Source organism: Kitasatospora sp. NPDC051853 (genome assembly GCF_044452665.1).
GTDB lineage: Bacteria > Actinomycetota > Actinomycetes > Streptomycetales > Streptomycetaceae > Kitasatospora.
In genome coordinates, this window is record NZ_JBITBY010000004.1 from 584,397 (window position 1) to 607,091 (window position 22,695).

Below are 22,695 nucleotides of genomic sequence, written 5' to 3' on the forward strand. Positions count from 1 at the left end.
CGAGCCCCTACTCCAGGCTCGCGCCGACCGCCACCGGGCGCACCCGGACGGGTGGACACGGACGGGTGGACCCGGGGTCAGGCCGCGCTGGCGGGGGCTTCCGGGGCGGGGGCCGGACGGGCGGCCAGGTCGCGGTGGATCGGGCCGTCCCCGGCGGAGAGCGGCAGGCAGGAGCCGCCCCGCCGGTGCGCGACGATCTCGGCGGCGACCGAGACGGCCGTCTCCTCGGGGGTGCGGGCACCCAGGTCCAGGCCGATGGGGGAGCGCAGCCGACCGATCTCGGCGTCGGTCAGGCCGACCTCGCGCAGCCGGGCGTCGCGGTCCCGGTGGGTCTTGCGCGAGCCCATCGCGCCGACGTAGCCGACCGGCAGGCGCAGCGCGCGCTCCAGCAGCGGGATGTCGAACTTGGCGTCGTGGGTGAGCACGCAGAGCACGGTGCGGCCGTCGATCGCGGAGAGCTGGGAGTCCAGGTAGCGGTGCGGCCAGTCGACCACCACCTCGTCGGCCTCCGGGAAGCGGCGCTTCGTCGCGAAGACCGGGCGGGCGTCGCAGACGGTGACCCGGTAGCCGAGGAACTTGCCGATCCGCACCACCGCGGCCGCGAAGTCGATCGCGCCGAAGACCAGCATCCGGGGCGCGGGCACGTACGCCTCGACGAAGAAGGTGACGGTGCCCTGCTCCTCGTCGTCGCAGGGGCGGCCGTCCAGACCGAGCGTCAACTGCCCGGTGCGGCCCGCCTCCAGCATCGCCCGCGCCTCGGCGACCACGGCGCGCTCCAGGGCGCCGGTGGTGGAGGGGGCGGGGGAGAGCGAGCCGTGGTGGGTGTCGGCGGTGACGGCGACGGTGGCGCCGACCAGGCCGGCCGGGCCGGCGATCGCGCGGGCCAGGGCCACCGGGGTGCCGGAGGCGATGTAGGTGATGCCGGCGTCCAGCGCCGGGTCGGCGCCCGGGACCACCGGCTGGACGAAGACGTCCAGGATGCCGCCGCAGGTCAGCCCGACGGCGAAGGCGTCCTCGTCGCTGAAGCCGAAGCGCTCCAGCACCGGGGTGCCGGAGGCGACGGCCTCCTGGCAGAGCTCGTACACCGCGCCCTCGACGCAGCCGCCGGAGACCGAGCCGATCGCCTCGCCGGCCGCGTCCACCGCGAGGGCCGCGCCCGGGTCGCGCGGGGCGGAGCCGGAGACGCCGACCACGGTGGCCACGGCGAAGGAGCGCCCGGAGGAGTGCCAGGCCAGCAGCTGCTCGGCGATGTCCTGCATGTTCGGAGGCTCCTTACGAGGTACGAGGGTCGAGGAGGAGGGGGAACGGACCAGCCGCTGTGCGAGAGGGCAGGCCCCCCGCACAGCGGCTCCGGTACTAGTGAACTCCCAGCCACGCCTTGATCGGCGTCAGGGCGAAGTACACCAGGAAGACGGCGGTCAGGATCCACATCAGCGGACCGGGCTCGCGCCACTTGCCCCGGCCGGCCTTGATCACGCAGTAGGTGATCACACCGGCCGCGACGCCCGCGGTGATGCTGTAGGTGAAGGGCATCAGCACGCAGGTGAGGAAGGCCGGGATGGCCACCTCGCGGTCGGACCAGTCGATGTGCCGGGCCTGACTCATCATCATGGAGCCGATGACCACCAGGGCGGCCGAGGCGACCTGCACCGGGACCATGCCCGCGATCGGGGTGAAGAACAGCATCAGGGTGAAGACGCCGCCGGTGACCACGGAGGCCAGGCCGGTCCGGGCGCCCTCGCCGACGCCGGTGGCGGACTCGACGAAGACCGTCTGGCCGGAGGCACCGGCCACGCCGCCGATCGCACCGCCGGCGCCGTCCACGAAGAGGGCCTTGGACAGGCCCGGCATCCGGCCCTGCTTGTCGGCCAGTCCGGCCTCGGTGCCGACGCCGATGATGGTGGCCATCGCGTCGAAGAAGCCGGCCAGCACCAGGGTGAAGACCGCGACGGAGGCGGAGATGGCGCCCATGCCCTGGCTGCCGAAGGCACCGAACAGGTCGACGTGGCCGAACAGGCCGAAGTCGGGGGCGTCCACCGGGCTGCCGGGCCACTTGGGCACCTGCAGGCCCCAGACCTTGTCGTCCAGACCGGCGGCCGCGTTCACCACGAACGCGATCACGGTGCCGACCGCGAGGCCGATCAGGATCGCGCCGCGGGTGTTGCGGACCAGCAGGACGAAGATGGTGAGCAGGGTGATCGCGAAGATCAGCACCGGCCAGCCGGCCAGCTCGCCGGTGGGGCCGAGCGAGAGCAGCGGGCCCTTGCCCTGGAAGACGAAGCCGGCCTTGTTGAGGCCGATCAGGGCGATGAAGAGGCCGATGCCGATGGTGATCGCGTGCTTGATCGGCAGGGGGATGCCGTTCATGATCTTCTCGCGCAGGCCGGAGACGACCAGCAGCACGATCGCGATGCCGTAGATGACGCAGAGGCCCATGGCCTGTTCCCACGTGGTGTGGGGGACCACGATCGCCGATATCGCGCCGGAGACCGAGAGGCCGGCGGCAGCGGCCAGCGGGACGTTGCCGACCACGCCGAGCAGGATCGTGGTCACGGCCGCGGCGAGCGCGGTGGCCGTGGTGAGCTGCGCGTGGTCCAGGTGGACCCCGTTCTTGTCGGCGCCGCCGAGCAGGATCGGGTTGAGCAGCAGGATGTAGGCCATCGCCATGAAGGTGGTGAGGCCACCGCGGAGCTCGTTGCCGAAGGTGGAGCCGCGCGCGGATATCTTGAAGTACGAGTCCAGCGCGTTCTTCGGCGGCTTTGCCTCGGACGGCGTGAGGGAGTCGTCCGGAGCGGGTCTGTCGTCAGTGGTGCCGGGCTCCGTGGAGATCCGGGTCATGTCCACTCCCAAGGTTCATAGGGGGTTGGGGTGGGCGAGCCGACCTGATTGCCGGTTGGAGGGGGCACAGGGGGACGTATCGACTCACGAGGTGCACTCAAGCGGTGCGGGTGGGGCGCACGGCTGCCGGCCCCGGCGTGGGAGGGGCAGCGTGGGTGGTGCTTGACGGTGCGTCATGTTCTGTTGCTGGCCTTGCTGGGTGGTGCGCCCCGGGGCGGCGGGAAGACGTTGTGGGCCGCCCCGGGGAGGATCAGGTGGTCAGAGCGTGCCCGTCAGGTGCTCCGGCCGGACCGGGATGCGGTTGAGGGCGATGCCCGTGGCGGCCCGGATCGCGGCGACGATCGACGGCGTGGCGGAGACGGTGGGGGCCTCGCCGACGCCGCGCAGCCCGTACGGGGCGTTCGGGTCCGGGAGTTCGAGCACGTCCACCGGGATCGGCGGGGTGTCCAGGATGGTGGGGATCAGGTAGTCGGTGAAGGAGGCGTTGCGCACCTTCCCGTCCTTGACGATGATCTCCTCCATCACGGCCAGGCCGAGGGCCTGGGTGCAGCCGCCCTGGATCTGGCCGACCACGGAGAGCGGGTTGAGCGCCTTGCCGACGTCCTGGGCGGCGGTCAGCTCGACGACCTTCACCAGGCCGAGCTCCACGTCCACGTCGACCACCGCGCGGTTGGCGCAGAAGGTGTACTGGACGTGGCCGAAGCCCTGCCCGGTCTCCTTGTCGAAGGGGACGGTCGGGCGGTGGTGGTGCTCGCGGGTCAGGTCGATCGCCTCGTCGCCGAGCAGGTCGACCATCGGGACCAGGGCGCCGGCCGAGGCGGAGACCACCTTGCCGCCGACCAGGTCGATGTCGTTCTGCTGCCAGCCGTAGCGCTGGCGGCCCTTGGCGATCAGCGCCTGCTTGACCGCCTCGGCGGCCAGCTTCACCGCACCGCCGGTCATGTAGGTCTGCCGCGACGCGGAGGTCGAACCGGCCGACCCCACCTCGGTGTTGGCCGGGTGGATGGTGACCTGCTCGACGCCCAGCTCGGTGCGGGCGATCTGGGCGTGCACGGTGACGCCGCCCTGGCCGACCTCGGCCATCGCGGTGTGCACCATGGCGACCGGCTCGCCGCCGATGACCTCCAGGCGGACCCGGGCGGTGGAGTAGTCGTCGAAGCCCTCGGAGAAGCCGACGTTCTTGATGCCGACCGAGTAGCCGACGCCGCGCACGATGCCCTCGCCGTGCGAGGTGTTGGACAGCGCGCCGGGCACCGAGCGGATGTCCAGGTGCTCGAAGTCCATCGGCGGGGGCAGCGGCATGTCCTTGACCCGCTGGAGCAGCTCGGCCACCGGGGCGGGCGAGTCGATCTGCTGGCCGGTGGGCATGAACGAGCCCTCGGACATCGCGTTCAGCTGCCGCAGCTCGACCGGGTCCATGCCCAGCTCGGCGGCGAGCTTGTCCATCTGCGACTCGTAGCCGAAGGCCGCCTGCACCGCGCCGAAGCCGCGCATGGCGCCGCAGGACGGGTTGTTGGAGTAGAGCGCGATGGCGTGCATCCGCACGTTCGGGATCTCGTACGGGCCGTGGCCCAGCGAGGCCGCGTTGCCGACGACCGCGGGAGAGGCGGAGGCGTACGCGCCGCCGTCCAGCACGATCCGGCAGTCCGCGTAGACCAGCTTGCCGTCGCGGGTGGCGCCGTGCTCGTAGTACATCTTGGCCGGGTGGCGGTGCACGTGGCCGAAGAAGGACTCGTCGCGGGAGTAGACGATCTTGACCGGCTTGCCGGTGTGCAGGGCCAGCAGCGAGGCGTGGATCTGCATCGACAGGTCCTCGCGGCCGCCGAAGGCGCCGCCGACGCCGGCCAGGGTGAGGCGGACCTTCTCCTCCGGCAGGGCCAGCACGGGGGCCATCTGCTCGCGGTCCACGTGCAGCCACTGGGTGGCGATGTAGAGGTCGATGCCGCCGTCCTCGGCGGGCACCGCCAGGCCGGACTCCGGGCCGAGGAAGGCCTGGTCCTGCATGCCGACCTCGTAGTGGCCGGAGACCACCACGTCGGCCAGCGCGCGGACCTCGTCCGTCACGCCCAGGCCGGAGACCAGCTTCTGCTCGTGGCAGATGTTGTCGTAGCCGTGGGACTTGAACTCGTGCGGCTCGTGCACGTAGCCGTAGGTCTGCGGGTCGAGGCACTGCTCCTCGGTGACGATCGGGCTGAGCACCTCGTACTCGACCTTGATCTTCTTCACCGCGCGGCGGGCCGTCTCCGGGTGGTCGGCCGCGACCAGCGCGATCGCCTCGCCGTGGTAGCGCACCTTGTCGATGGCCAGGGCCGGCTGGTCCTGGATCTCCAGGCCGTAGAACTTCGAGCCCGGGATGTCCTCGTGGGTGAGCACCGCGTAGACGCCGGGCACCTTGAGCGCCTCGGAGATGTCCACGCTCAGCAGGTTGGCGCGGGGGTGCGGCGAGCGCAGCGCCATGCCCCAGAGCATGTCCTCGTGCCACATGTCCGAGGAGTAGGCGAACTCGCCCTTGACCTTGAGGTTGCCGTCCGGACGCAGGGGCGAGCCGCCGATGCCGTCCTTGGAGGCCTGGTTGATGTTCTGCAGGTTCTTCTGACCCTGGATGGTGCGAGTGCTCATTCGCCCGCCGCCTTCGCGCACTTGCGGGCGGAAGCCAGCCGCACCGCGTCCATGATCTTCTCGTAGCCCGTGCAGCGGCAGAGGTTGCCGGAGAGGGCCTCGCGGATGTCGTTGTCGCTCGGCTGGGCGTCGTTCTCCAGCAGGGCGTCGGTCTGCACCAGCAGGCCGGGGGTGCAGAAGCCGCACTGCACGGCGCCCGCGTCCACGAAGGCCTGCTGGACCAGGCCCAGCTCGCCGTTCTCCTCGCTCAGGCCCTCGACCGTGCGGACCTCGCGGTCCTGCACCTGGCCGGCCGCGACCAGACAGGAACAGACCGGCACGCCGTCCAGGTAGACGGTGCAGGAGCCGCACTCGCCCTGCTCGCAGGCGTTCTTCGAACCGGGCAGGCCGACCCGCTCGCGCAGCACGTACAGGAGGCTCTCGCCCTCCCAGACGTCGTCGGCCTCGACCGGCTTGCCGTTGGCGGTGAAAGTGACCCTCATGCCGCGCTCCTGATCTGCTTGCTGTAGTCGTTCCAACACCAGGTGAGGGTGCGGCGGGCCATCACGGCCAGGGAGTGGCGGCGGTAGTCCGCGGTGCCGCGCACGTCGTCGATCGGCGAGGCCGCGGCCTTCACCAGCTCGCCGAAGCGCTGGATCACCTCGGTGCCCAGCAGGTCGCCGGACTCCCAGAGGCCGCGCTCGGCGAGCACGCCCTCCAGGTAGGCCTCGGCCTCCGCGGCGCGGCGCGGCGTGGGGGCAGCCGAACCGATCCCGGTACCGACCGTGCCGTTCTTCGGGTGCAGGGCGAAGCCGAACGCGCAGACCGCGATGACCATCGCGTTCCGGGTGCCGATCTTCGAGAACTGCTGCGGGCCGTCCGCCACCGGGATGTGGACGGCGCGGATCAGCTCGTCCTGCTCCAGGCTGTTGCGCTTGACCCCGACGTAGAACTCGTCGATCGGGATCATCCGGGTGCCGCGGACGGAGGCCGCCTCCACGAAGACGTCCTTGCCGGCCGCCAGCAGCGCGGGGTGCGCGTCACCGGCCGGCGAGGCGCCGCCGAGGTTGCCGCCGACGCCGCCGCGGTTGCGGATCTGCGGGGACCCGACGGTGTGCGAGGCGAGTGCCAGCCCGGGCAGCGGCTCGGAGAGCTCGTCGATGATCCGGGTGTACGGCACCGAGGCGCCGAGCTTCACGACGGCGCCGTCGTTCGACCACTCGGTCAGCTCGGTGATGCGGTTCAGGTCGAGAATCGCGGATGGCCGGTGCACGTCGAAGTTCATCTCGACCATGACGTCCGTACCGCCCGAGATCGGCACTGCGGACGGGTACTCAGCCTTCGCCGCGAGCGCCTCGTCCCAGGTAGCGGGCCGAAGGAACTCCATGCGGGTCTCTCCTCAAGTCGTCACGCCGGACAGTGGGCACATTGCCCGGGGATTTCACTGGTTGTTCGGCGTGTGGCCAGTGAACCGCTGTGACCCGGCCCACTGGGAGTCACCGATGGCATGAAGCCCTCGCCTCGACGTCGCCCGGCATCCTGTACGTTCCTCTAAGGCGGACAATTGCCCTGTACAGCGATGTGCGAGGCCCCACTTACGACCGTAATCCGCCCGTGATTCGGAAGCTACGACCCCGTGACCACGCGTCGGTTGATACGTAACACCGACCTCCGGACCGATGGGGCACACTGTCCCCCCAGTGCCCAGCGGCACGAACCAAGCACAGACGAAGGAGTCGCCGGATGCGCGTCCGAGACCTGCTCGCCCCCGGGGCCCCGAGGCTGCGGCTGCTCGCCGCCGAGGACGAGCTCGACCGGCAGGTCAGCGGTGTCATGACCACCGACCTCCAGGACCCGGGCCGGTACCTGCACGGCGGTGAGCTGGTGCTCACCGGCATGCTCTGGCGCACCGGCCCGGACGATTCCGAGCGCTTCGTGCGCACCATCGTGGCGGGCGGCGCGGTCGCCCTGGCGGCCGGCGAGGCCGAGGTCGGGCCGGTCCCCGAGGACCTGGTCGCGGCGTGTCGCCGGCACCGGATGCCACTGCTCGCGGTGCCCGACGACATCGCCTTCGGCACCGTCACCGAGTTCATCGGCCGTCAGGTCTCGGCCGACCGGGCCGCCGACCTGGCCGCCCTGGTGGACCGCCACCGCCTGCTGGTCTCCGCCGCCGGCGGCGGCGGGCTGGACGCCGTCCTCGACCTGCTCGGCGGCGACCTCGACCTGGACTGCTGGGTGCTCGCCCCCACCGGCCGGGTGGTGGCCGGCCCCGCCGACCGGCTCACCGCCGAGGAGCGCGACCAGCTGGTCCGGGCCAACCTGGCCGCCCAGCGCCAGCGCCGCCGCCCCCCGCACCGGGCCCGGCTGGCCGGCGGCTCGTACTCGCTGCTGCCCGCCCCGGCCAGCTCCGAGGCGGACGTCTCGCTGGCCGACTGGGTGCTGGTGGTGGCCGGCGACGTCACCGAATGGACCGTCAAGCGCCAGCAGCTGGCAGAGAACCTGGCCCGCCTGGTCGCGGTCGAACGGGTCCGCCGCGACGAGGGCCGCCGACTGCGGCGGCGGCTCGCCGACGAGGTGCTGACGCTCCTTCAGCGGGACGCCGACCCGGGCGAGATCAGCCGCACGCTCTACGCCTCCAGCGCGATGGCCGCCAAGTACGAGGGCGACTCGGTGGGGCCGCTGGTGACCGAGGGGTCCTGGTTGGTGCTGAGCGCGGAAGGGACGGGGCTGCCGGACGGGGCCTGCCGTTCAATCCTGGAGGAAGCTCTCACCGACGCCACCGACGGAGCCCTGGTGGCCGGCGCCGGATCCGGCGCGGTGGTCGTGCTGCCCGCCCCCGCCACCCCCGTGCCCGCGGACGCGCTGCGCGAACTGCTCGCCCCGCTGGAGGCCGGCCTCGGCTCCGAGGGCCGGATCACCCTCGGCGTCTCCGCCCCCGCCTCCGAGGCGGGCGGCCTGCGCGGCGCCCTGGAGGAGGCCCGGCACGCCCGCCGGATCGCCGCCGCCCGGGTCGGCCGGGTCTGCGTGGCCGGCCCCGAGGAGCTCGCCTCCCACGTCCTGCTGCTGGCCGCCGTCCCGGACGAGGTCCGCCGCGCCTTCCGCAGCCGCCTGCTCGACAAGGTCATCGCCTACGACATCGAGCACCAGGCCGACCTGGTCCGCACCCTGGAGGCCTTCCTGCGCTCCGACGGCTCCTGGACCCGCTGCGCCGCCCAGCTCCACGTCCACGTCAACACCCTGCGCTACCGCATCGGCCGCATCGAGGAACTGACGGGCCGTGACCTCTCCCGCCTGGAGGACCGGGTCGACTTCTACCTGGCCCTCGAACTGGCCTGAGCGATCCGGAGCAACCGCGCTCCGCGCGAGCGGCCCCCGGCAGGGGTGGTACGCGTGAGGGCCCGCCTTCCCCCGGTCGGGGAGGGCGGGCCCTTCGCGTTGACGGTCCGTCAGCCGTTGGCCGGGATCACCGAGGTGAGCCACTTGAAGACGTCGGGGACCATGGGCTTCCAGACGTCGCTGGAGTGGGCGCCGGTGGTCTCGACCGGCTGGACGGTGGTGGGGGCCTTGACGGCGGCCTTCAGGGCCAGGGCGTCCTCGTAGCCGTCGCCCTTGTTGCCGCTGACGTAGAGGGCGACCTTGGGGGGCTGGGCGGCGTTCTTGAGGATGTTCAGCGGGTTGGACTTCTCCCGCAGGGCCGGGTCCTTCGCTGTGAGCGAGGCCGGCTCCTTGCCCGGGTCGTTGTACCCGGAGAGGCTTATGCCGGCCCGGTAGCGGTTGGGGTGCTCCAGGGCGAGCTTGGTGGCGCAGTGGGCGCCGGCCGAGTACCCGGCGACGGCCCAGCGGTCCGCGGAGGGGTCGGCGCGGAAGTTGTCCAGGACCATCTGCGGGACGTCGCGGGCCAGCCAGGTGGCCGCGTTGACCTTGCCGGGCACGTCGGCGCAGCCGGTGTCGGCGGTGTTGCCCAGCAGCAGGGTGCGCGGGGAGACCAGGATGAACGGCGCCACGGTGCCGTTCTCCATCAGCGGCTTGAGCTGCTCGGAGACCTTGAGGGTGCCGTACCAGGTGGAGGAGGAGCCGGGCCAGCCCGGGAGCAGCTCGACCACCGGGAACTTCTTGTCCTTGTACTCCGGCTTGTCGTACTGCGGCGGCAGCCAGACCAGCACCTCGCCGTCGACCCCGGAGACCCGGCCCTTGAGCTCGGTGCGCTGGACGTCGCCCGGGACCTTGGGGTCGTCCACCTTCTTGAACTGCTGGATCACCTTGGGCTCGGGGGAGTGCGAGGCCTTCGGGTCCTCCGGCGACACGTGCGGCACGGCCCGGACGTGGTCCCCGGTGCCGAGCAGGTCGGACCAGCTGCCGTAGATGAGGTTGGCGTTGTTGACCATGACGAAGACCGTCAGCACGGCCGTCACCTGGCAGAACAGCAGCATCACCAGCCGGGTGAGCGTCTTGGCCGCTCTAGGCCCGCGGACCTTGCCCCAGAACAGCATCGCGACCGCGATGGAGATCGGCACGAGGATGATCGTGACGATGAGGAAGGGGGTGCCTGTCAGTTGCATCGAGTTCTCTTGTCCGGTCGCCAACCGTCACGGAGACCCTGATCGCCCCCGGACGCTTCGATGGGATCAGACGTTTTCGAACGGATGGTCAGTTGCTCCCGAAGCTGAGTGAAAGCTGAGAGGAACGTCACAGTCTCCATGAGAACCGTCTGAACGGCCCGGACCAGTGTGCCACCCGCTTGGCGGAACGCGTCGAACGGGTACGGCCCCTTCCCAGCGAGTTGCCACGCCGGGGCGGCCGCTTACTGGAGACTGTCGGAGTGTCATACCGCCCTCGCCGTACCGCAGCTCTGGTCCTGGCCCTGCTTCTGACGGCGGTGGGGTGCAGCAGCACCGGCGGGAGACGGGCGGAACAGGCCCGGTCCAAGGCCGCCACGGCCGGCGGCGCCGTGGACACCCCGCGGTGGAAGGTGGCGATGGTCACCCACGCCGGGGCCGGGGACGCGTTCTGGGACGGGGTCCGCAAGGGCGCCGAGCAGGCTGCCGCCAAGGACAACATCGACTTCCGCTACACCAACGACGCGCAGACCCAGAACCAGGTGCAGCTGGTGCAGGCCGCGATCGACCAGCGGGTGGACGGGCTGCTGGTCTCGCTGGCCAAGGGCGAGGCGATGGCCGAGGTGCTGGGCAAGGCCAAGGCCGCCGGCATCCCGGTGATCAGCATCAACTCCGGCCAGGAGTACTCGGCCCGGTTCGGCGCGCTCACCCACGTCGGCCAGGACGAGACCACGGCCGGCCGGGCCGCCGGGGCCGAACTGGCCAGGCGGGGCCGCACGTCGGTGCTCTGCGTGATCCACGAGCAGGGCAACGTCGGGCAGGAGCAGCGCTGCGGCGGGGCGAAGGAGAGCTTCGGCGGCCCGTTCCAGACCCTCTACGTCACCGGCACCAGCCTGCCCGACGCCAAGGCGTCGGTCTCCGCCAAGCTCCAGGCCGACCGCTCGGTGGACACCGTGCTCACCCTCAGCGCCCCGCTGGCCGCCACCGGGCTGCAGGCGATCGCGGACGCCCGGCCGGGCGTCGAGCTGGACACCTTCGACCTCGGCACCCAGGTGGTGGACGGACTGAAGAACGGCACCGTCGGCTTCGCGGTCGACCAGCAGCCCTACCTCCAGGGCTACGAGGGCGTGGACCTGCTCTGGCTGTACCGCTACAACCTGGACGTGCTGGGCGGCGGCGGGCCGGTGCTGACGGGCCCTCAGATCCTCACCAAGGAGAACGCGGCCGCCCTCGCCACCTACGTCGCCCGGGGCACCCGGTGAGCCGCGAGGTGCTCGCCTCCGGTCCGCCGGAGCGCCGGTTCCGGGCCCGGCCCGAACTGGGCGCGGCGCTGGCCGCGCTCGCGGTGCTGCTGGTCTTCGCGGTGGCCGCCGACGGCTTCCTGCGGCCCGCCTCGATCGGCACCGTGCTCTACGCCGCCTCCACCATCGGCATCATGGCGGTGCCGGTCTCGCTGCTGATGATCGGCGGCGAGTTCGACCTCTCGGCCGGGGTGCTGGTCACCACCGCCGCGCTCACCTCCTCGATGGTCAGCTACCAGCTGACCGCCGTGACCTGGGTCGGCGTGCTGGTCTCGCTGGCGGTGGCGCTCGCCGTCGGCTGGGTCAACGGCCGGCTGCTGGCCCGTACCGGCCTGCCCAGCTTCATCGTCACCCTCGGCACCTTCCTGATGCTGACCGGCGCCAACCTCGGCGTCACCAAACTGGTCTCCGGCACCGTCAGCACCAAGCCGATCGCCGACATGGAGGGCTTCGCCTCCTGCCGCTGGCTGTTCGCCTCCGAGCTGACGGTGGGTGGGATGTCGGTGAAGGCCACCGTCTGGTGGTGGCTCGGCCTGGTAGCGGTGGGCTCCTGGGTGCTGCTGCGCACCCGGTACGGGAACTGGGTCTTCGCCGTCGGCGGCGACGCGGCCGCCGCCCGGGCGGTCGGCGTCCCGGTGGCCCGGGTGAAGACCGGGCTCTACCTCGGGGTGGGCTTCTGCGCCTGGGTGCTCGGCCAGCACCTGCTGTTCTCCTTCGACACCGTGCAGTCCGGCGAGGGCGTCGGCAACGAGCTGATCTACATCGTGGCCGCGGTGATCGGCGGCTGCCTGATCACCGGCGGGTACGGCTCGGTGCTGGGCGGGGCGCTCGGCGCGCTGATCTTCGGCATGGTCAGCAAGGGCATCGTCTACGCCCAGTGGAACCCGGACTGGTTCAAGTTCTTCCTCGGCGCGATGCTGCTGCTGGCCGCGCTGCTCAACTCCTGGGTCAAGCGACGGGCGGAGCGTGGCGGCCGGTGAGCCTGCTGGAACTGGACGGCATCGGCAAGAGCTACGGCAGCGTACGGGCCCTGGAGGGCATCTCGCTGACGGTCGCGGCGGGCCAGGTGCACTGCGTCCTCGGGGACAACGGCGCGGGCAAGTCCACCCTCATCAAGGTCATCGCCGGACTCCACCGGCACGACGAGGGACGGTACCTGATCGACGGTCAGGAGGTGCGGCTCTCCTCGCCCAAGCAGGCCATGGAGCTCGGCATCGCCACCGTCTACCAGGACCTCGCCGTGGTCCCGCTGATGCCGGTCTGGCGGAACTTCTTCCTCGGCGCCGAACTCGGCACCCGGCTGCGCCTGGACGTCCCGCGGATGCGCGAGGTCACCCGGGAGGCACTGGCCCGGATGGGCATCGACCTGCCCGACGTGGACCGGCCGATCGGCACCCTCTCCGGCGGCCAGCGCCAGTGCGTGGCCATCGCCCGGGCGGTGCACTTCGGGGCGCGGGCGCTGGTGCTGGACGAGCCGACCGCGGCGCTCGGGGTCAAGCAGTCCGGCGTGGTGCTCACGTACGTGGCGGCGGCCCGGGACGAGGGCCTGGGCGTGGTGCTGATCACCCACAACCCGCACCACGCGCATCTGGTGGGCGACCACTTCACCCTCCTCAAACGGGGGAGGATGGCAGGCAGCCACCCGCGCGCCGGGATCACCCTGGAGCAGCTCACCACCGAGATGGCGGGCGGCTCCGAACTGGCCGAGCTCAGCCACGAGCTCGGCCGCGACCGCCTGGGGCCCGCCGCGGGCCCCGATCCCGAGGAGTGACCCGCCCCGTGAGCAGCCCCCAACGTCCCCCCGTCCTGCCCACCCTGCTCGGCATCGGCCCGCGCGCGGAGCGGCGGCGCCGGGCGCTGCCGGCCAGCGTGCTGCGGCTGCCCACGGTGGGCGTGGACATCGGCGGGACGAAGGTGGTCGCCGGGGTGGTGGACGGCGAGGGCAAGGTGCTGGAGCGCATCCGCACCGACACCCCCGACAAGAGCAAGAGCCCCAAGGTGGTCGAGGACGTGATCGTCGAGCTGGTGCTCCAGCTGGCGGACCGTCACGACGTCCACGCGGTCGGCGTCGGCGCGGCCGGCTGGGTCGACTCCGACCGCTCCCGGGTGCTCTTCGCCCCGCACCTCAACTGGCGCGACGAACCGCTGCGCGACGCGCTCAGCGCCCGGCTGCGCTTCCCGGTGATCGTCGAGAACGACGCCAACGCCGCCGCCTGGGCCGAGTGGCGCTTCGGGGCGGGGCGCGGCGAGGAGCACATGGTGATGCTCACCCTGGGCACCGGCATCGGCGGCGCGGTGGTCCGCGACGGCTACGTCGACCGCGGCAAGTACGGCCTGGCGGGCGAGTTCGGCCACATGCAGGTGGTCCCGGGCGGGCACCGCTGCCCCTGCGGGAACCGCGGCTGCTGGGAGCAGTACTCCTCCGGCAACGCCCTGGTCCGCGACGCGCGGGAACTGGTGGCCGAGGAGTCGCCGGTGGTCCAGCCGCTGCTCGCCCTGGCGGGCGGCAGCGCGGACGGGCTGACCGGCCCGCTGATCACCGAGGCGGCGCGCGGCGGCGACCCGGTCGCCACCGAGCTGTTGTACGAGGTCGGCACCTGGCTGGGCGTCGGCATCGCCAACCTGGCGGCCGCGCTGGACCCCGGACGGTTCGTCATCGGCGGCGGCGTCTCGGAGTCGGGCGAGCTGCTGCTCGCGCCGGCCCGGCAGGCCTTCAAGCGGACCCTGACGGGGCGCGGGTTCCGGCCCGAGGCGCAGATCGTGCACGCGGCGCTCGGCAACGACGCGGGGCTGGTCGGGGCGGCGGACCTGGCGCGGCAGGTGGCGCGCCGCTTCCGCACCATCAAGCGCCACCGGGTCGAGCGGGCGGCCGGCTGAGCGTCCGTCAGCCGGACACCGGGCTCCCTCGCGGTCCCCGCTCCCTAGGCTGTCCTGATGACTGATCAGCAGCTCCGCGTCTGCTTCATCGGCGACTCCTTCGTCCAGGGCATCGGCGACCCCGCCTACCAGGGCTGGCCCGGCCGCGTCCTCGCGGCCGCCGGCCCGGACGTCACCGCCTTCAACCTGGGCATCCGCCGCAACACCTCCGACGACGTCCTGGCCCGGGTGTGGCCGGAGTTCTCCTCGCGTACGGCCCCCGGCGCCGACCACCGTCTGGTGGTCTCCTTCGGCAGCAACGACACCGTCCTGGAAGACGGCGCCCCCCGGGTCGCCCCCGCCCGCACCCTGGCGAACCTCACCGCCCTGCTCACCGAGGCCGCTCGCCGTTCGGTCGCCGTCCTGGTCGTCGGACCCCCGCCGGTCGCGATGCACGGCGACGAGTACCTCGACCGCCTGCTCACCCTGGCCACCGCCCAGGCCGAGGTCTGCGCCTCGCACGGCGTCCCGTTCATCCCCCTCACGGCCGCCCTGGCCGCCGACCTCCACTGGAACGCCGAAGCCCTCGCCGGCGACGGCGCCCACCCCGGAGCAGGCGGCTACACCCGCGCGGCCTCGCTGGTCCTCGAGGGCGGCTTCCTGCCGTGGCTGACGACCCCTCAGGCCGCCGTGCGGCGGTAGGTGGAGCCGTCGCGGGTGCGGGTCAGGCGGTGGCTCTCGATCAGGTAGCGGCGCAGGGCCGGGAAGTCGTCGTGGACGGTGAGCAGGGCCTCGTTGACCTGCTTCTCGGTGTACTCGGTGCCGGGCTCGAAGAGGGTGGCGGCGAGGTGGTCGAGGAGTTGGTCGCGGCGGGCGGCCTTGCGGGGGATGGCGGGGAGGCGGCCGTCGGCGGCGAAGAGGGCGGCGACGGAGGAACTGGTGGTGGTGTTCTCGGACATGCGGGGCAGCCTGCCGCCGGGGTGGTGGTGCGGGCAAGGAGTTTTCGCCCGCTCAGGTGATCACCAGCCTCCGAGCCCTGCCCCGTTCAGGCGGCGGCGGATCTCGGCGCGGTCGAGGGCGTGCCAGGACCGGGTCTGCTCGAAGAGGAAGCGGGCCCAGGGGAGCTGGTCCCGAGCAGCCAGGGTGATGATCACATCGCTGACCTCGGCCGCGTGCCGGGTCGACGCCCGCTGCAGCAGGTAGTTGACGGTCCTCTCGTCGCCGATGTCCCGCAGGTCCGCCAGGACGGTGGCGAGTTCCTCCGGCGGGCGGACGGACACGGCGTCGAGCAGGGGCCGTGGATCGCCGATCCCCGCCCGGAACGCGGTGAGCAGCGGGACGACCTCCTCGGTCGGGCGGCGGCCGGCAGAGGCGAGCAGGCCGGCGAGCTGGGTGTGGCGGGCGGAAGCGCGCAGCAGCTCGGCGAGTTCGACCACCGAGTCGGGGGAGCCCCAGGCCGCCGAGCTGAGCAGTTGCTCGCTGTCCGTGGGCTGGCCGCAGGCCTCCAACTCCTCGGACAGCTGGGCGATGTCCTCGGCGGTGCGGGACAGGACGGCCGCCATGACGCCTTGGACGGCCGACTCGACGGGGCCACGCCGGTCGTCGAACCACGATCTGCTGCGGAGCCGGGTGATCAGCCTGGCGACCACGTCGGCGGGCTGGTCCCTCGCCGCCTGCAGGAGGGCGGCGTCGTTGCCGGGGCTGCTCCGGTGGAGTTCGACGAGCTCGGCGATCTCCTCGGCGGTCATCCGGTAGTCCTGCGGCTTCTGGTGGCGCTGCTTGAGGACGGCCAACTCCTCTGCCGCCGCGCTCCGTTCGGCCTCGAGCTCGGCGAGCAGCAGGCGCAGCCGCTCGGTCTCCCGGTCGACGGTCCCGGCCTGTTCCTGCAGGGGGTCGTCCGCCGCGGTCCGCTCGGCTGCGAGTTCGGCCGCCTCCAGCTGGTGCTCCAGCAGGTCGCAGCGCTGTTCGGCCTCCAACTGGCGGCGCTGCGCCTCGCGGAGCTCCTCGTGCAGGCGCTCGACCAGGCCGAGCAGGCGGTCGTGCTCGGCGCGGAGCCGGTCGTGGTCCTCGGTGACGAGGGCGAGTTCGGCGCGGTGCTCCAGGCGGGCGGTGGCCGCGCCGCGTTCGAGCTGGTGGAGGGTCCGCTCCTGTTCGGCGGCCTTGTGTTGCGCGGTGCGCAACATGTCCTTGAGCAGGTCCACCTCGGTGCGGAGCTCGCGCGCCTCCTGGTCGGCGTCGGACCAACGGTCGCGCAGGGACTGGAGTTCGGCGCTGCGCGGGTTGCGTTCGGCGAGGGCGGAGCGGTGCAGGTGGCGGAGGTGGTCGCGGGCCTCGGGGGTGAGGGGGAGGCCCGTTGCGGCTTCGACATCGCTGGTCAGGCGGTCGAGGAAGTCGGCGGGCGGGACGGCGAGGCCGCTGAACCAGCGGGACAGCGTGGAGCGGTCGCGGTGCACCTGACGGGCGTAGCGGCTCATCGAGATGCCGAGGCGGACCGCCAAGGTCCGTAACTCCTGGGCCAGTTCGCGGCAGACTCCGTCCACTCCGGCCGGGATCGGCTCGAAGGTCATCCCGGTGGCACCCAGGGGGAGCAGTTCGCCGTTCACGTCCGTGCCTTCCGCCGTCGCCCGTTGCGCGGGGTCCGCAACGCTGTGGGGATTATCGCAACGGCTGACGAGCCGTCAGTCTCCTTTCCGGGAACGAACCACGGAGGAGATCGACGATGAACTGGCGTAGGTGGCTGGCGGCGGCCCCGGCGGTGGCGGTGGGGGTGCAGAGCTGGGGGCAACTGCCGTGGTGGGGGACGGTGGCGGCGACCGTGCTGACGGGACTGCCGGTGCTGGCGCAGCGGGACGGCGAGGAAGGCTACCGTCGGGTAGTCACTCAGAAGTGCCATTGTGGTGGCCATGGCGGATGTGAAAGAACATGAAGCGCAAGGGAGTTGACGACCAGCAAGTCCTGGAGGGCCCATGCGTCTGACCCGGATCGTCCCGCTCGCGCTGACCGGCGCGCTGATCTGTGCGGCCGCCCCCGCGCAGGCGCAGACCGGCGCGCCGCCGAAGGTGCCGGAGGCGGTCGGCTGGGGCGGTGCGGTGGCCAGCGTGGACGCCGACGCCACCGCGATCGGGCTGGAGGTGCTCAAGCGCGGCGGCAACGCGGTGGACGCGGCGGTCGCCACCGCGGCCGCGCTCGGCGTCACCGAGCCGTACTCGGCGGGCATCGGCGGCGGTGGCTTCTTCGTGTACTACGACGCCCGCAGCGGCAGGGTGTCCACCATCGACGGCCGCGAGGTCACCGGCCGGACGGCCGACGAGACGCTCTTCCTGGAGAACGGCAAGCCGCTGGCCTTCGCCGACGCCGTCACCAGCGGCCTGAGCGTCGGGGTGCCCGGCGTGCCGGCCACCTGGGACGCGGCGCTGGACCACTGGGGCAGCCGCAGCCTGGGCGAACTCGTCAAGCCCGCCGCCAAGTTGGCCGAGCGGGGCTTCACGGTCGACCAGACCTTCCAGGACCAGACCGCGCTCAACCTGACCCGCTTCCGGGCCTTCCCGGACACCGGGAAGCTCTTCCTGCCGGGCGGGCAGCTCCCGGTGGTCGGCTCCACCTTCCGCAACCCCGACCTGGCCGCCACCTACCGCGAGATCGCCCGCAAGGGCGTCCAGACGCTCTACAAGGGCCAGTTGGCGACCGACATCGTCAACACCATCCAGCACCCGCCGGTCGACCCGGCCTCCGGCTGGAACGCCCGCCCCGGCAAGGTGGACCGCAAGGACCTGGCCGACTACCGGGTGATCCAGCGCCAGCCCACCCACCAGGAGTACCGGGGCTACGACGTCTACGGCATGGCCCCGGTGTCGTCCGGCGGCACCACCGTCGGCGAGGCGCTCGGCATCCTGGAGGCCAAGGGCGACCTGGGCGCGGTCAGCTCGACGCAGTACCTGCACCGCTACCTGGAGTCCAGCCGGATCGCCTTCGCCGACCGCGGCCGCTGGGTCGGCGACCCGGCCTTCTTCCAGGTGCCGACCCGTCAGCTCCTCAGCGACGAGTTCACCGCCTCCCGCGCCTGCCTGCTGAACCCGGAGCGCGCGCTCACCAGCCCGCTCGCGCCGGGGGACCCGTACCACCCCGCCGCCTGCGCCACCGCCGGCCCGGCCGTCCCCGAGACCTACGAGGGCCCGAGCACCACCCACCTGACGGTCGCCGACCGCTGGGGCAACGTGGTCTCCTACACCCTCACCCTGGAGCAGACCGGCGGCAGCGGCATCACCGTCCCCGGCCGCGGCTTCCTGCTCAACAACGAGCTGACCGACTTCTCCTTCGCCCCCGCCGCCCCCGGCGTCTTCGACCCCAACCTGCCCGGCCCGGCCAAGCGGCCGCGCTCCTCGATCTCGCCGACCATCGTCCTCAAGGACGGCAAGCCCTTCGTCGCGGTCGGCAGCCCCGGCGGCTCCACCATCATCACCACCGTCCTCCAGGTCCTGCTCGGCCGCCTGGACCGGGGCCTGACGCTGGAACAGGCCATCGCCGCCCCGCGTGCCAGCCAGCGCAACACGGCCGCGTCGGTCGCCGAACCGGCCTTCCTCGCCTCGCCCGAGAAGGCCGGCCTGGAGGCCCTCGGCCAGGTCTTCGCGCCCACCCCGGAGATCGGCGCCGCGACCGGCGTCGAGCGCCTGCCCGACGGCCGCTGGGTGGCTGCCGCCGAGCCCACCCGAAGGGGCGGCGGCTCCGCAGCAGTGGTGCACCCATCCCGGTAATTGGTGATCCCGGGGGCGCGGGGAACTGCGCGCATCGGAAGGCGGCCCACCGGCAACTGAAGCACCGTCAGCCAGTTGCAGGTGCTGCCGTTCCCCTGCGCGCCGTTCCCCGCGCCCCCAAAGGCGTAGCCTCGTCCCGTCAGAGGGTGACGGTATGTTGCAGGGGTACATGTCCGTCGTACCTGCTCGGGAAGGCTGCCCGCCGTGACCGTCCGCATCGCCACCTGGAACATCAACTCCGTCACCGCGCGGCTGCCCAAGCTGCTGGAGTGGCTGGAGGGCAGCAGCCCCGACGTGCTCTGCCTCCAGGAGCTCAAGTGCGCCTCGGACGCCTTCCCGTACGAGGCCGTCCGCGAGCTCGGCTACGAGACCGCCGCCTACGGCACCGGCCGGTGGAACGGCGTGGCGATCCTCTCCAAGATCGGCCTCGACGACGTGGTCCGCGACCTCCCCGGCCAGCCGGGCTTCCTGGCGGACGGGGCGATGATCCCGGAGACGGAGCCCCGCGCCATCGCGGCGACCTGCGGCCCGCTCCGGGTCTGGTCGGTCTACGTGCCGAACGGGCGCGAGGTCGGCCACCCGCACTACGCGTACAAGCTGGAGTGGTTCGAGGCGCTGCGCCGGGCCGTTCTGGAGGACGCCGCCGGGGACCGCCCGTTCGCGGTGATGGGCGACTTCAACGTGGCGCCCACCGACGAGGACCTCTACGACCCCTCGGTCTTCGCGGGCCAGACCCACGTCACCGAGGCCGAGCGCGCCGCGCTGGCCGCCCTGCGCGACGCCGGCCTGACCGACGTGATGCCGCGCGCCCTCAAGTACGACCGCCCGTACACCTTCTGGGACTACCGGGCGCTGGGCTTCCCGAAGAACCTCGGCATCCGGATCGACCTCACCTACGCCAACAAGTCCTTCGCCGACGCCGTCACCGACAGCTACGTCGACCGCGAGGCCCGCAAGGGCAAGGGCACCTCGGACCACGCCCCGGTCGTGGTCGACCTGGACCTCTAGGACGGATCCGCGCGCCCCCCGAACGGTCCCGAACGGTGGCCGTCCGGGGTGGCGCTGCCTAGCGTCGCAGGTGACAGGGTGTAGCTGTCCCCTCACGCGACGACGGAGTCCGTGTGCTGCGCCCGGAACCGGAGGAACGGCATGCGCGCTCCGCGTACCGCCGCCGCGCTGATCGGCGCGACCACCCTGCTCGTCCTGGCCGCCGCACCCGCCGCCACCGCGAAGAGCGTCGAGCCCGCCTGGGTGAGCCCTGCCGAGGCGGCCCCGGGGCAGAGCGTGACGGTCAGCGTCACCTGCGAGACCAGTTCGGTGAAGACCATCACCGCCAACTCGCAGGCCTTCTCCACCGGCAGCGCCACCCTGACGGTGGGTCCGGACGGCAAGTACAGCGGCAGGGCCCTGCTGGCCTCGGAGAAGGAGTTCGCCTCCAAGGCGCTCGGCAACCTCGGCAGCAACCTGGGCAACCTGGCCAAGGGCGCGAAGGCCTCGGGCTGGGGCATCGACGGCAAGTGCCCGAACGGCGACACCTTCAGCGGCGCGGTCGAGGTCAAGCTGTCCGGCCACGGCGGGCAGGACCAGGGCGGCGGCAAGCTCCCGACCGGCCCGGTGCACACCGGCGTCGGCGGCTCGGCCTCCACCGGCCCGGGGCAGCTCGCGGCGGGCGGGGCGCTGGTGGCGGCCGGGGTGGGCGGCTTCTGGCTGCTGCGCCGGCGGACGTCGGACTGACGGCTGTTGCAGGACGGTGACGCCCGGGCGGGATGCGGCCCGGCGGCCCCCGGGTAGGAGCCGGTCAGCGGCCGTCACGGGGGTGGGGCATGGCAGTGGAGACCGTCATCGGTCTGGTGGGGATCGTCGTCCTGACGGCGTGCGTGGTGGGGATCGTGCTGGTCTGGCGGACCGGTTCGCCGATCCACCTCCCGCCCTACCGGGAGCCGGGGCCGCCCTGCCGCACCTGCGGGCACGGGGACCACGAGGGAGGCGGCTGCGACCACGAGGAGGGCCGCGGCGACCGGTACGACGGCGGCGGCGACTGGGTCGGGTACTGGAACTACACCTACTGCCGCTGCTCCGACTACGTGCCGAGGAGCTGAGCCGCCGCTCCCCGGCACGTGGTCGACGGTCCGCGCCGACGGTCCGTCAGCGGCCGGTGGCCGCCAGCGGAGCGGTGAGCGGGGCCGAGACCGGGGCGGTGGTGGCCCGCAGGGTGCCGTCGGCGAGCAGGAACTGGGCCAGCACGTAGGTGGCCATGATCCAGACACCGTGGCCCGGGAGGGCCTTCCAGTCGGCCAGTTCGGTGGCGATCAGGGTGTCGGAGAGCAGGAACAGCCCGCCGCCGAGCCCGGCCCGCCAGCCCAGGCCCGCCGAGGTGACGGCGGTGGAGGCCAGCAGCAGGCTGTAGACCGCGACCGGGATCTTGAGCTCGCCGAGGCCGGGCCAGAGCTGACTGATCATCACCGCCCAGGCGGCGGCGTACGCCAGCGCCAGGATCACCGTGCGCCGCCGGTCCTCCAGGGCGCCCATCTTCACGAACATGGTGACGTAGCAGACGTGCGCCGCCGCGAAGGAGCCCATGCCGGCCAGGAAGGCGGCCTGCTGGTCGAACTGGAGCAGCACGTCCCCGCCGGTCGAGAAGGCCAGCGCGGGCAGCAGCAGCTTGGGCGCCCGCTCGGCGCGGGCCGCCACGTAGCCGGCCAGCAGCGGCACCAGCGCGGGCTTGGTGGCGTTCTGCAGCACGCTCGCTCCGGCGGCGATCGCGCCGAGGTGGGTGACCGAGGTGGCCGCGAAGGCGGAGAGCAGGCCGCGGGCGGTGCGCAGGCGGGTGGAGATGGTCATGCGGCGGTGCCCTCCGGGCGGTCGGTCGGGCCGGGCTGCCAGCCCGGGCCCTTGGTGAGGTGGCGCACCCGGTCGCGCCAGTTGGTCGCGGCGGCCACGTCGCGGGCGATCGAGACGTACTCGTGGGTGGCCACCCGCAGCGGGTTGTGGGTGCTCAGGTTCTTGGTCAGCCCGTAGACCGGCTTGGTGGTCTCGGGGGTGAAGGAGCCGAACCAGCGGTCGAAGAGGATCAGGATGCCGCCGAAGTTGCGGTCCAGGTAGCCGCCCTGGGAGGCGTGGTGCACCCGGTGGTGGGACGGCGTGTTGAAGACGTACTCGACGGGGCGGGGCAGCGTGCCGATCCGCTCGGTGTGGATCCAGAACTGGTAGACCAGGTTGGCCGAGGAGCAGAAGGCCAGCGCGGCGGGGTGCACCCCGGCCAGGATCATCGGGACGTAGAACACCCAGGTGGTGGCCGAGGTCCAGGGCTGGCGCAGGGCGGTGGAGAGGTTGTAGTGCTTGCTGGAGTGGTGCACCACGTGGCAGGCCCAGAGGATCCGGATCACGTGGTGGCCGCGGTGGGACCAGTAGTAGAAGAAGTCCTGGGCCAGCAGCATCAGCGGCACGGTCCACCAGAGCACCGGCACCCGAAGGGGCGTCAGCTCGTAGAGCGCGGCGTAGATCGCCACGATCGGGATCTTCCAGAGCGCGTCGAAGGCCAGGCTGCCCAGCCCCATGCCGAGGCTGGTCGCGGTGTCCTTGACGGTGTAGCCCTGCTCCTCCTCGTCGGGATGGAACCGGTAGGACACCACCTCCAGGACGGTGAGCAGCACGAAGGCGGGTATCGACCACAGCACGACGTTGGGCAGGTTCGGCATGCCCAGGACGATAGGTGACGGTGGGTGGCCTGCGGAAGAGGTAGTTACCCATGCGTAAGTAACGGGGTGCGGGCGGCAGTCACGCGGAGGACGTGCA

20 protein-coding genes are annotated in these 22,695 nt (G+C 72.3%); 10 read left to right on the plus strand and 10 right to left on the minus strand.

The window, feature by feature from the left end; genetic code table 11:
• Positions 1 to 77: 77 nt before the first annotated feature.
• The 5 genes from ACIA8O_RS14970 to ACIA8O_RS14990 all read right to left on the minus strand — a co-directional run bounded on the left by ACIA8O_RS14970 (position 78) and on the right by ACIA8O_RS14990 (position 6,823).
• Complete coding sequence (locus ACIA8O_RS14970) at positions 78 to 1,259, minus strand: XdhC family protein (protein WP_396294158.1); 1,182 nt, start codon at positions 1,257 to 1,259, stop codon at positions 78 to 80.
• Between the two features lie 97 nt (positions 1,260 to 1,356).
• Positions 1,357 to 2,838, minus strand: coding sequence for an NCS2 family permease (locus ACIA8O_RS14975; RefSeq protein ID WP_396294159.1), 1,482 nt, complete (start codon positions 2,836 to 2,838; stop codon positions 1,357 to 1,359).
• 258 nt (positions 2,839 to 3,096) lie between these two features.
• Positions 3,097 to 5,457 (minus strand): xanthine dehydrogenase subunit D, encoded by a 2,361-nt coding sequence (gene pucD / locus ACIA8O_RS14980; protein WP_396294160.1) that lies wholly within the window; start codon positions 5,455 to 5,457, stop codon positions 3,097 to 3,099.
• On the minus strand, positions 5,454 to 5,939 hold the full coding sequence (locus tag ACIA8O_RS14985) for a (2Fe-2S)-binding protein (protein WP_396294161.1): 486 nt from the start codon (positions 5,937 to 5,939) through the stop codon (positions 5,454 to 5,456). The genes pucD and ACIA8O_RS14985 overlap by 4 nt, the downstream gene beginning before the upstream one ends.
• Entirely contained in the window at positions 5,936 to 6,823 is an 888-nt protein-coding gene (locus ACIA8O_RS14990; protein WP_396294162.1) for an FAD binding domain-containing protein, read from the minus strand. The genes ACIA8O_RS14985 and ACIA8O_RS14990 overlap by 4 nt, the downstream gene beginning before the upstream one ends.
• A gap of 356 nt (positions 6,824 to 7,179) precedes the next feature.
• Here ACIA8O_RS14990 and ACIA8O_RS14995 point away from each other — a divergent pair, with 356 nt between their 5' ends.
• Positions 7,180 to 8,772, plus strand: a complete 1,593-nt coding sequence (locus ACIA8O_RS14995) for a PucR family transcriptional regulator (RefSeq protein WP_396294163.1) — start codon at positions 7,180 to 7,182, stop codon at positions 8,770 to 8,772.
• Positions 8,773 to 8,882: 110 nt separating this feature from the next.
• Here the strand turns inward: ACIA8O_RS14995 and ACIA8O_RS15000 are convergent, their stop codons facing one another.
• On the minus strand, positions 8,883 to 9,995 hold the full coding sequence (locus ACIA8O_RS15000; RefSeq protein ID WP_396294164.1) for an alpha/beta hydrolase: 1,113 nt from the start codon (positions 9,993 to 9,995) through the stop codon (positions 8,883 to 8,885).
• Between the two features lie 260 nt (positions 9,996 to 10,255).
• On the opposite strand from ACIA8O_RS15000, the gene ACIA8O_RS15005 reads away from it, so the two are divergent.
• From ACIA8O_RS15005 to ACIA8O_RS15025, 5 genes are read left to right on the plus strand one after another with little or no spacing between them, the layout of a single operon-like run.
• Complete coding sequence (locus tag ACIA8O_RS15005) at positions 10,256 to 11,254, plus strand: substrate-binding domain-containing protein (protein ID WP_396294165.1); 999 nt, start codon at positions 10,256 to 10,258, stop codon at positions 11,252 to 11,254.
• Positions 11,251 to 12,273, plus strand: a complete 1,023-nt coding sequence (locus ACIA8O_RS15010; RefSeq protein ID WP_396294166.1) for an ABC transporter permease — start codon at positions 11,251 to 11,253, stop codon at positions 12,271 to 12,273. The genes ACIA8O_RS15005 and ACIA8O_RS15010 overlap by 4 nt, the downstream gene beginning before the upstream one ends.
• Positions 12,270 to 13,064: an ATP-binding cassette domain-containing protein gene (locus ACIA8O_RS15015; protein ID WP_396294167.1), complete on the plus strand. Its 795-nt coding sequence runs from the start codon at positions 12,270 to 12,272 to the stop codon at positions 13,062 to 13,064. The genes ACIA8O_RS15010 and ACIA8O_RS15015 overlap by 4 nt, the downstream gene beginning before the upstream one ends.
• A gap of 8 nt (positions 13,065 to 13,072) precedes the next feature.
• Complete coding sequence (locus tag ACIA8O_RS15020; protein WP_396294168.1) at positions 13,073 to 14,170, plus strand: ROK family glucokinase; 1,098 nt, start codon at positions 13,073 to 13,075, stop codon at positions 14,168 to 14,170.
• A 57-nt stretch (positions 14,171 to 14,227) separates the two neighbouring features.
• Positions 14,228 to 14,851: a GDSL-type esterase/lipase family protein gene (locus ACIA8O_RS15025; RefSeq protein WP_396294169.1), complete on the plus strand. Its 624-nt coding sequence runs from the start codon at positions 14,228 to 14,230 to the stop codon at positions 14,849 to 14,851.
• Here the strand turns inward: ACIA8O_RS15025 and ACIA8O_RS15030 are convergent.
• The gene (locus tag ACIA8O_RS15030) at positions 14,830 to 15,108 is read right to left on the minus strand and encodes a DUF2087 domain-containing protein (protein ID WP_396294170.1); all 279 of its coding nucleotides are present in this window, start codon (positions 15,106 to 15,108) and stop codon (positions 14,830 to 14,832) included. The two genes, ACIA8O_RS15025 and ACIA8O_RS15030, sit on opposite strands and share 22 nt — an antisense overlap.
• A 60-nt stretch (positions 15,109 to 15,168) precedes the next feature.
• Positions 15,169 to 16,752 (minus strand): helix-turn-helix domain-containing protein, encoded by a 1,584-nt coding sequence (locus ACIA8O_RS15035; protein ID WP_396294171.1) that lies wholly within the window; start codon positions 16,750 to 16,752, stop codon positions 15,169 to 15,171.
• A gap of 363 nt (positions 16,753 to 17,115) precedes the next feature.
• Between ACIA8O_RS15035 and ggt the strand changes: the two genes are divergently transcribed.
• From ggt to ACIA8O_RS15055, 4 genes are all read left to right on the plus strand, one after another.
• Positions 17,116 to 18,900 (plus strand): gamma-glutamyltransferase, encoded by a 1,785-nt coding sequence (ggt, locus tag ACIA8O_RS15040; RefSeq protein WP_396294173.1) that lies wholly within the window; start codon positions 17,116 to 17,118, stop codon positions 18,898 to 18,900.
• Between the two features lie 204 nt (positions 18,901 to 19,104).
• The gene (locus ACIA8O_RS15045; RefSeq protein WP_396294175.1) at positions 19,105 to 19,908 is read left to right on the plus strand and encodes an exodeoxyribonuclease III; all 804 of its coding nucleotides are present in this window, start codon (positions 19,105 to 19,107) and stop codon (positions 19,906 to 19,908) included.
• Positions 19,909 to 20,049: 141 nt separating this feature from the next.
• A complete protein-coding gene (locus ACIA8O_RS15050; protein WP_396294177.1) occupies positions 20,050 to 20,634 on the plus strand; it encodes a hypothetical protein in 585 nt (194 codons plus the stop codon).
• Between the two features lie 89 nt (positions 20,635 to 20,723).
• On the plus strand, positions 20,724 to 20,999 hold the full coding sequence (locus ACIA8O_RS15055) for a hypothetical protein (RefSeq protein ID WP_396294178.1): 276 nt from the start codon (positions 20,724 to 20,726) through the stop codon (positions 20,997 to 20,999).
• Between the two features lie 46 nt (positions 21,000 to 21,045).
• Here the strand turns inward: ACIA8O_RS15055 and ACIA8O_RS15060 are convergent, their stop codons facing one another.
• Both ACIA8O_RS15060 and ACIA8O_RS15065 read right to left on the minus strand, forming a co-directional pair.
• Complete coding sequence (locus ACIA8O_RS15060) at positions 21,046 to 21,741, minus strand: lysoplasmalogenase (RefSeq protein WP_396294180.1); 696 nt, start codon at positions 21,739 to 21,741, stop codon at positions 21,046 to 21,048.
• A complete protein-coding gene (locus ACIA8O_RS15065) occupies positions 21,738 to 22,598 on the minus strand; it encodes a sterol desaturase family protein (RefSeq protein ID WP_396294181.1) in 861 nt (286 codons plus the stop codon). The genes ACIA8O_RS15060 and ACIA8O_RS15065 overlap by 4 nt, the downstream gene beginning before the upstream one ends.
• Positions 22,599 to 22,695: the final 97 nt, after the last annotated feature.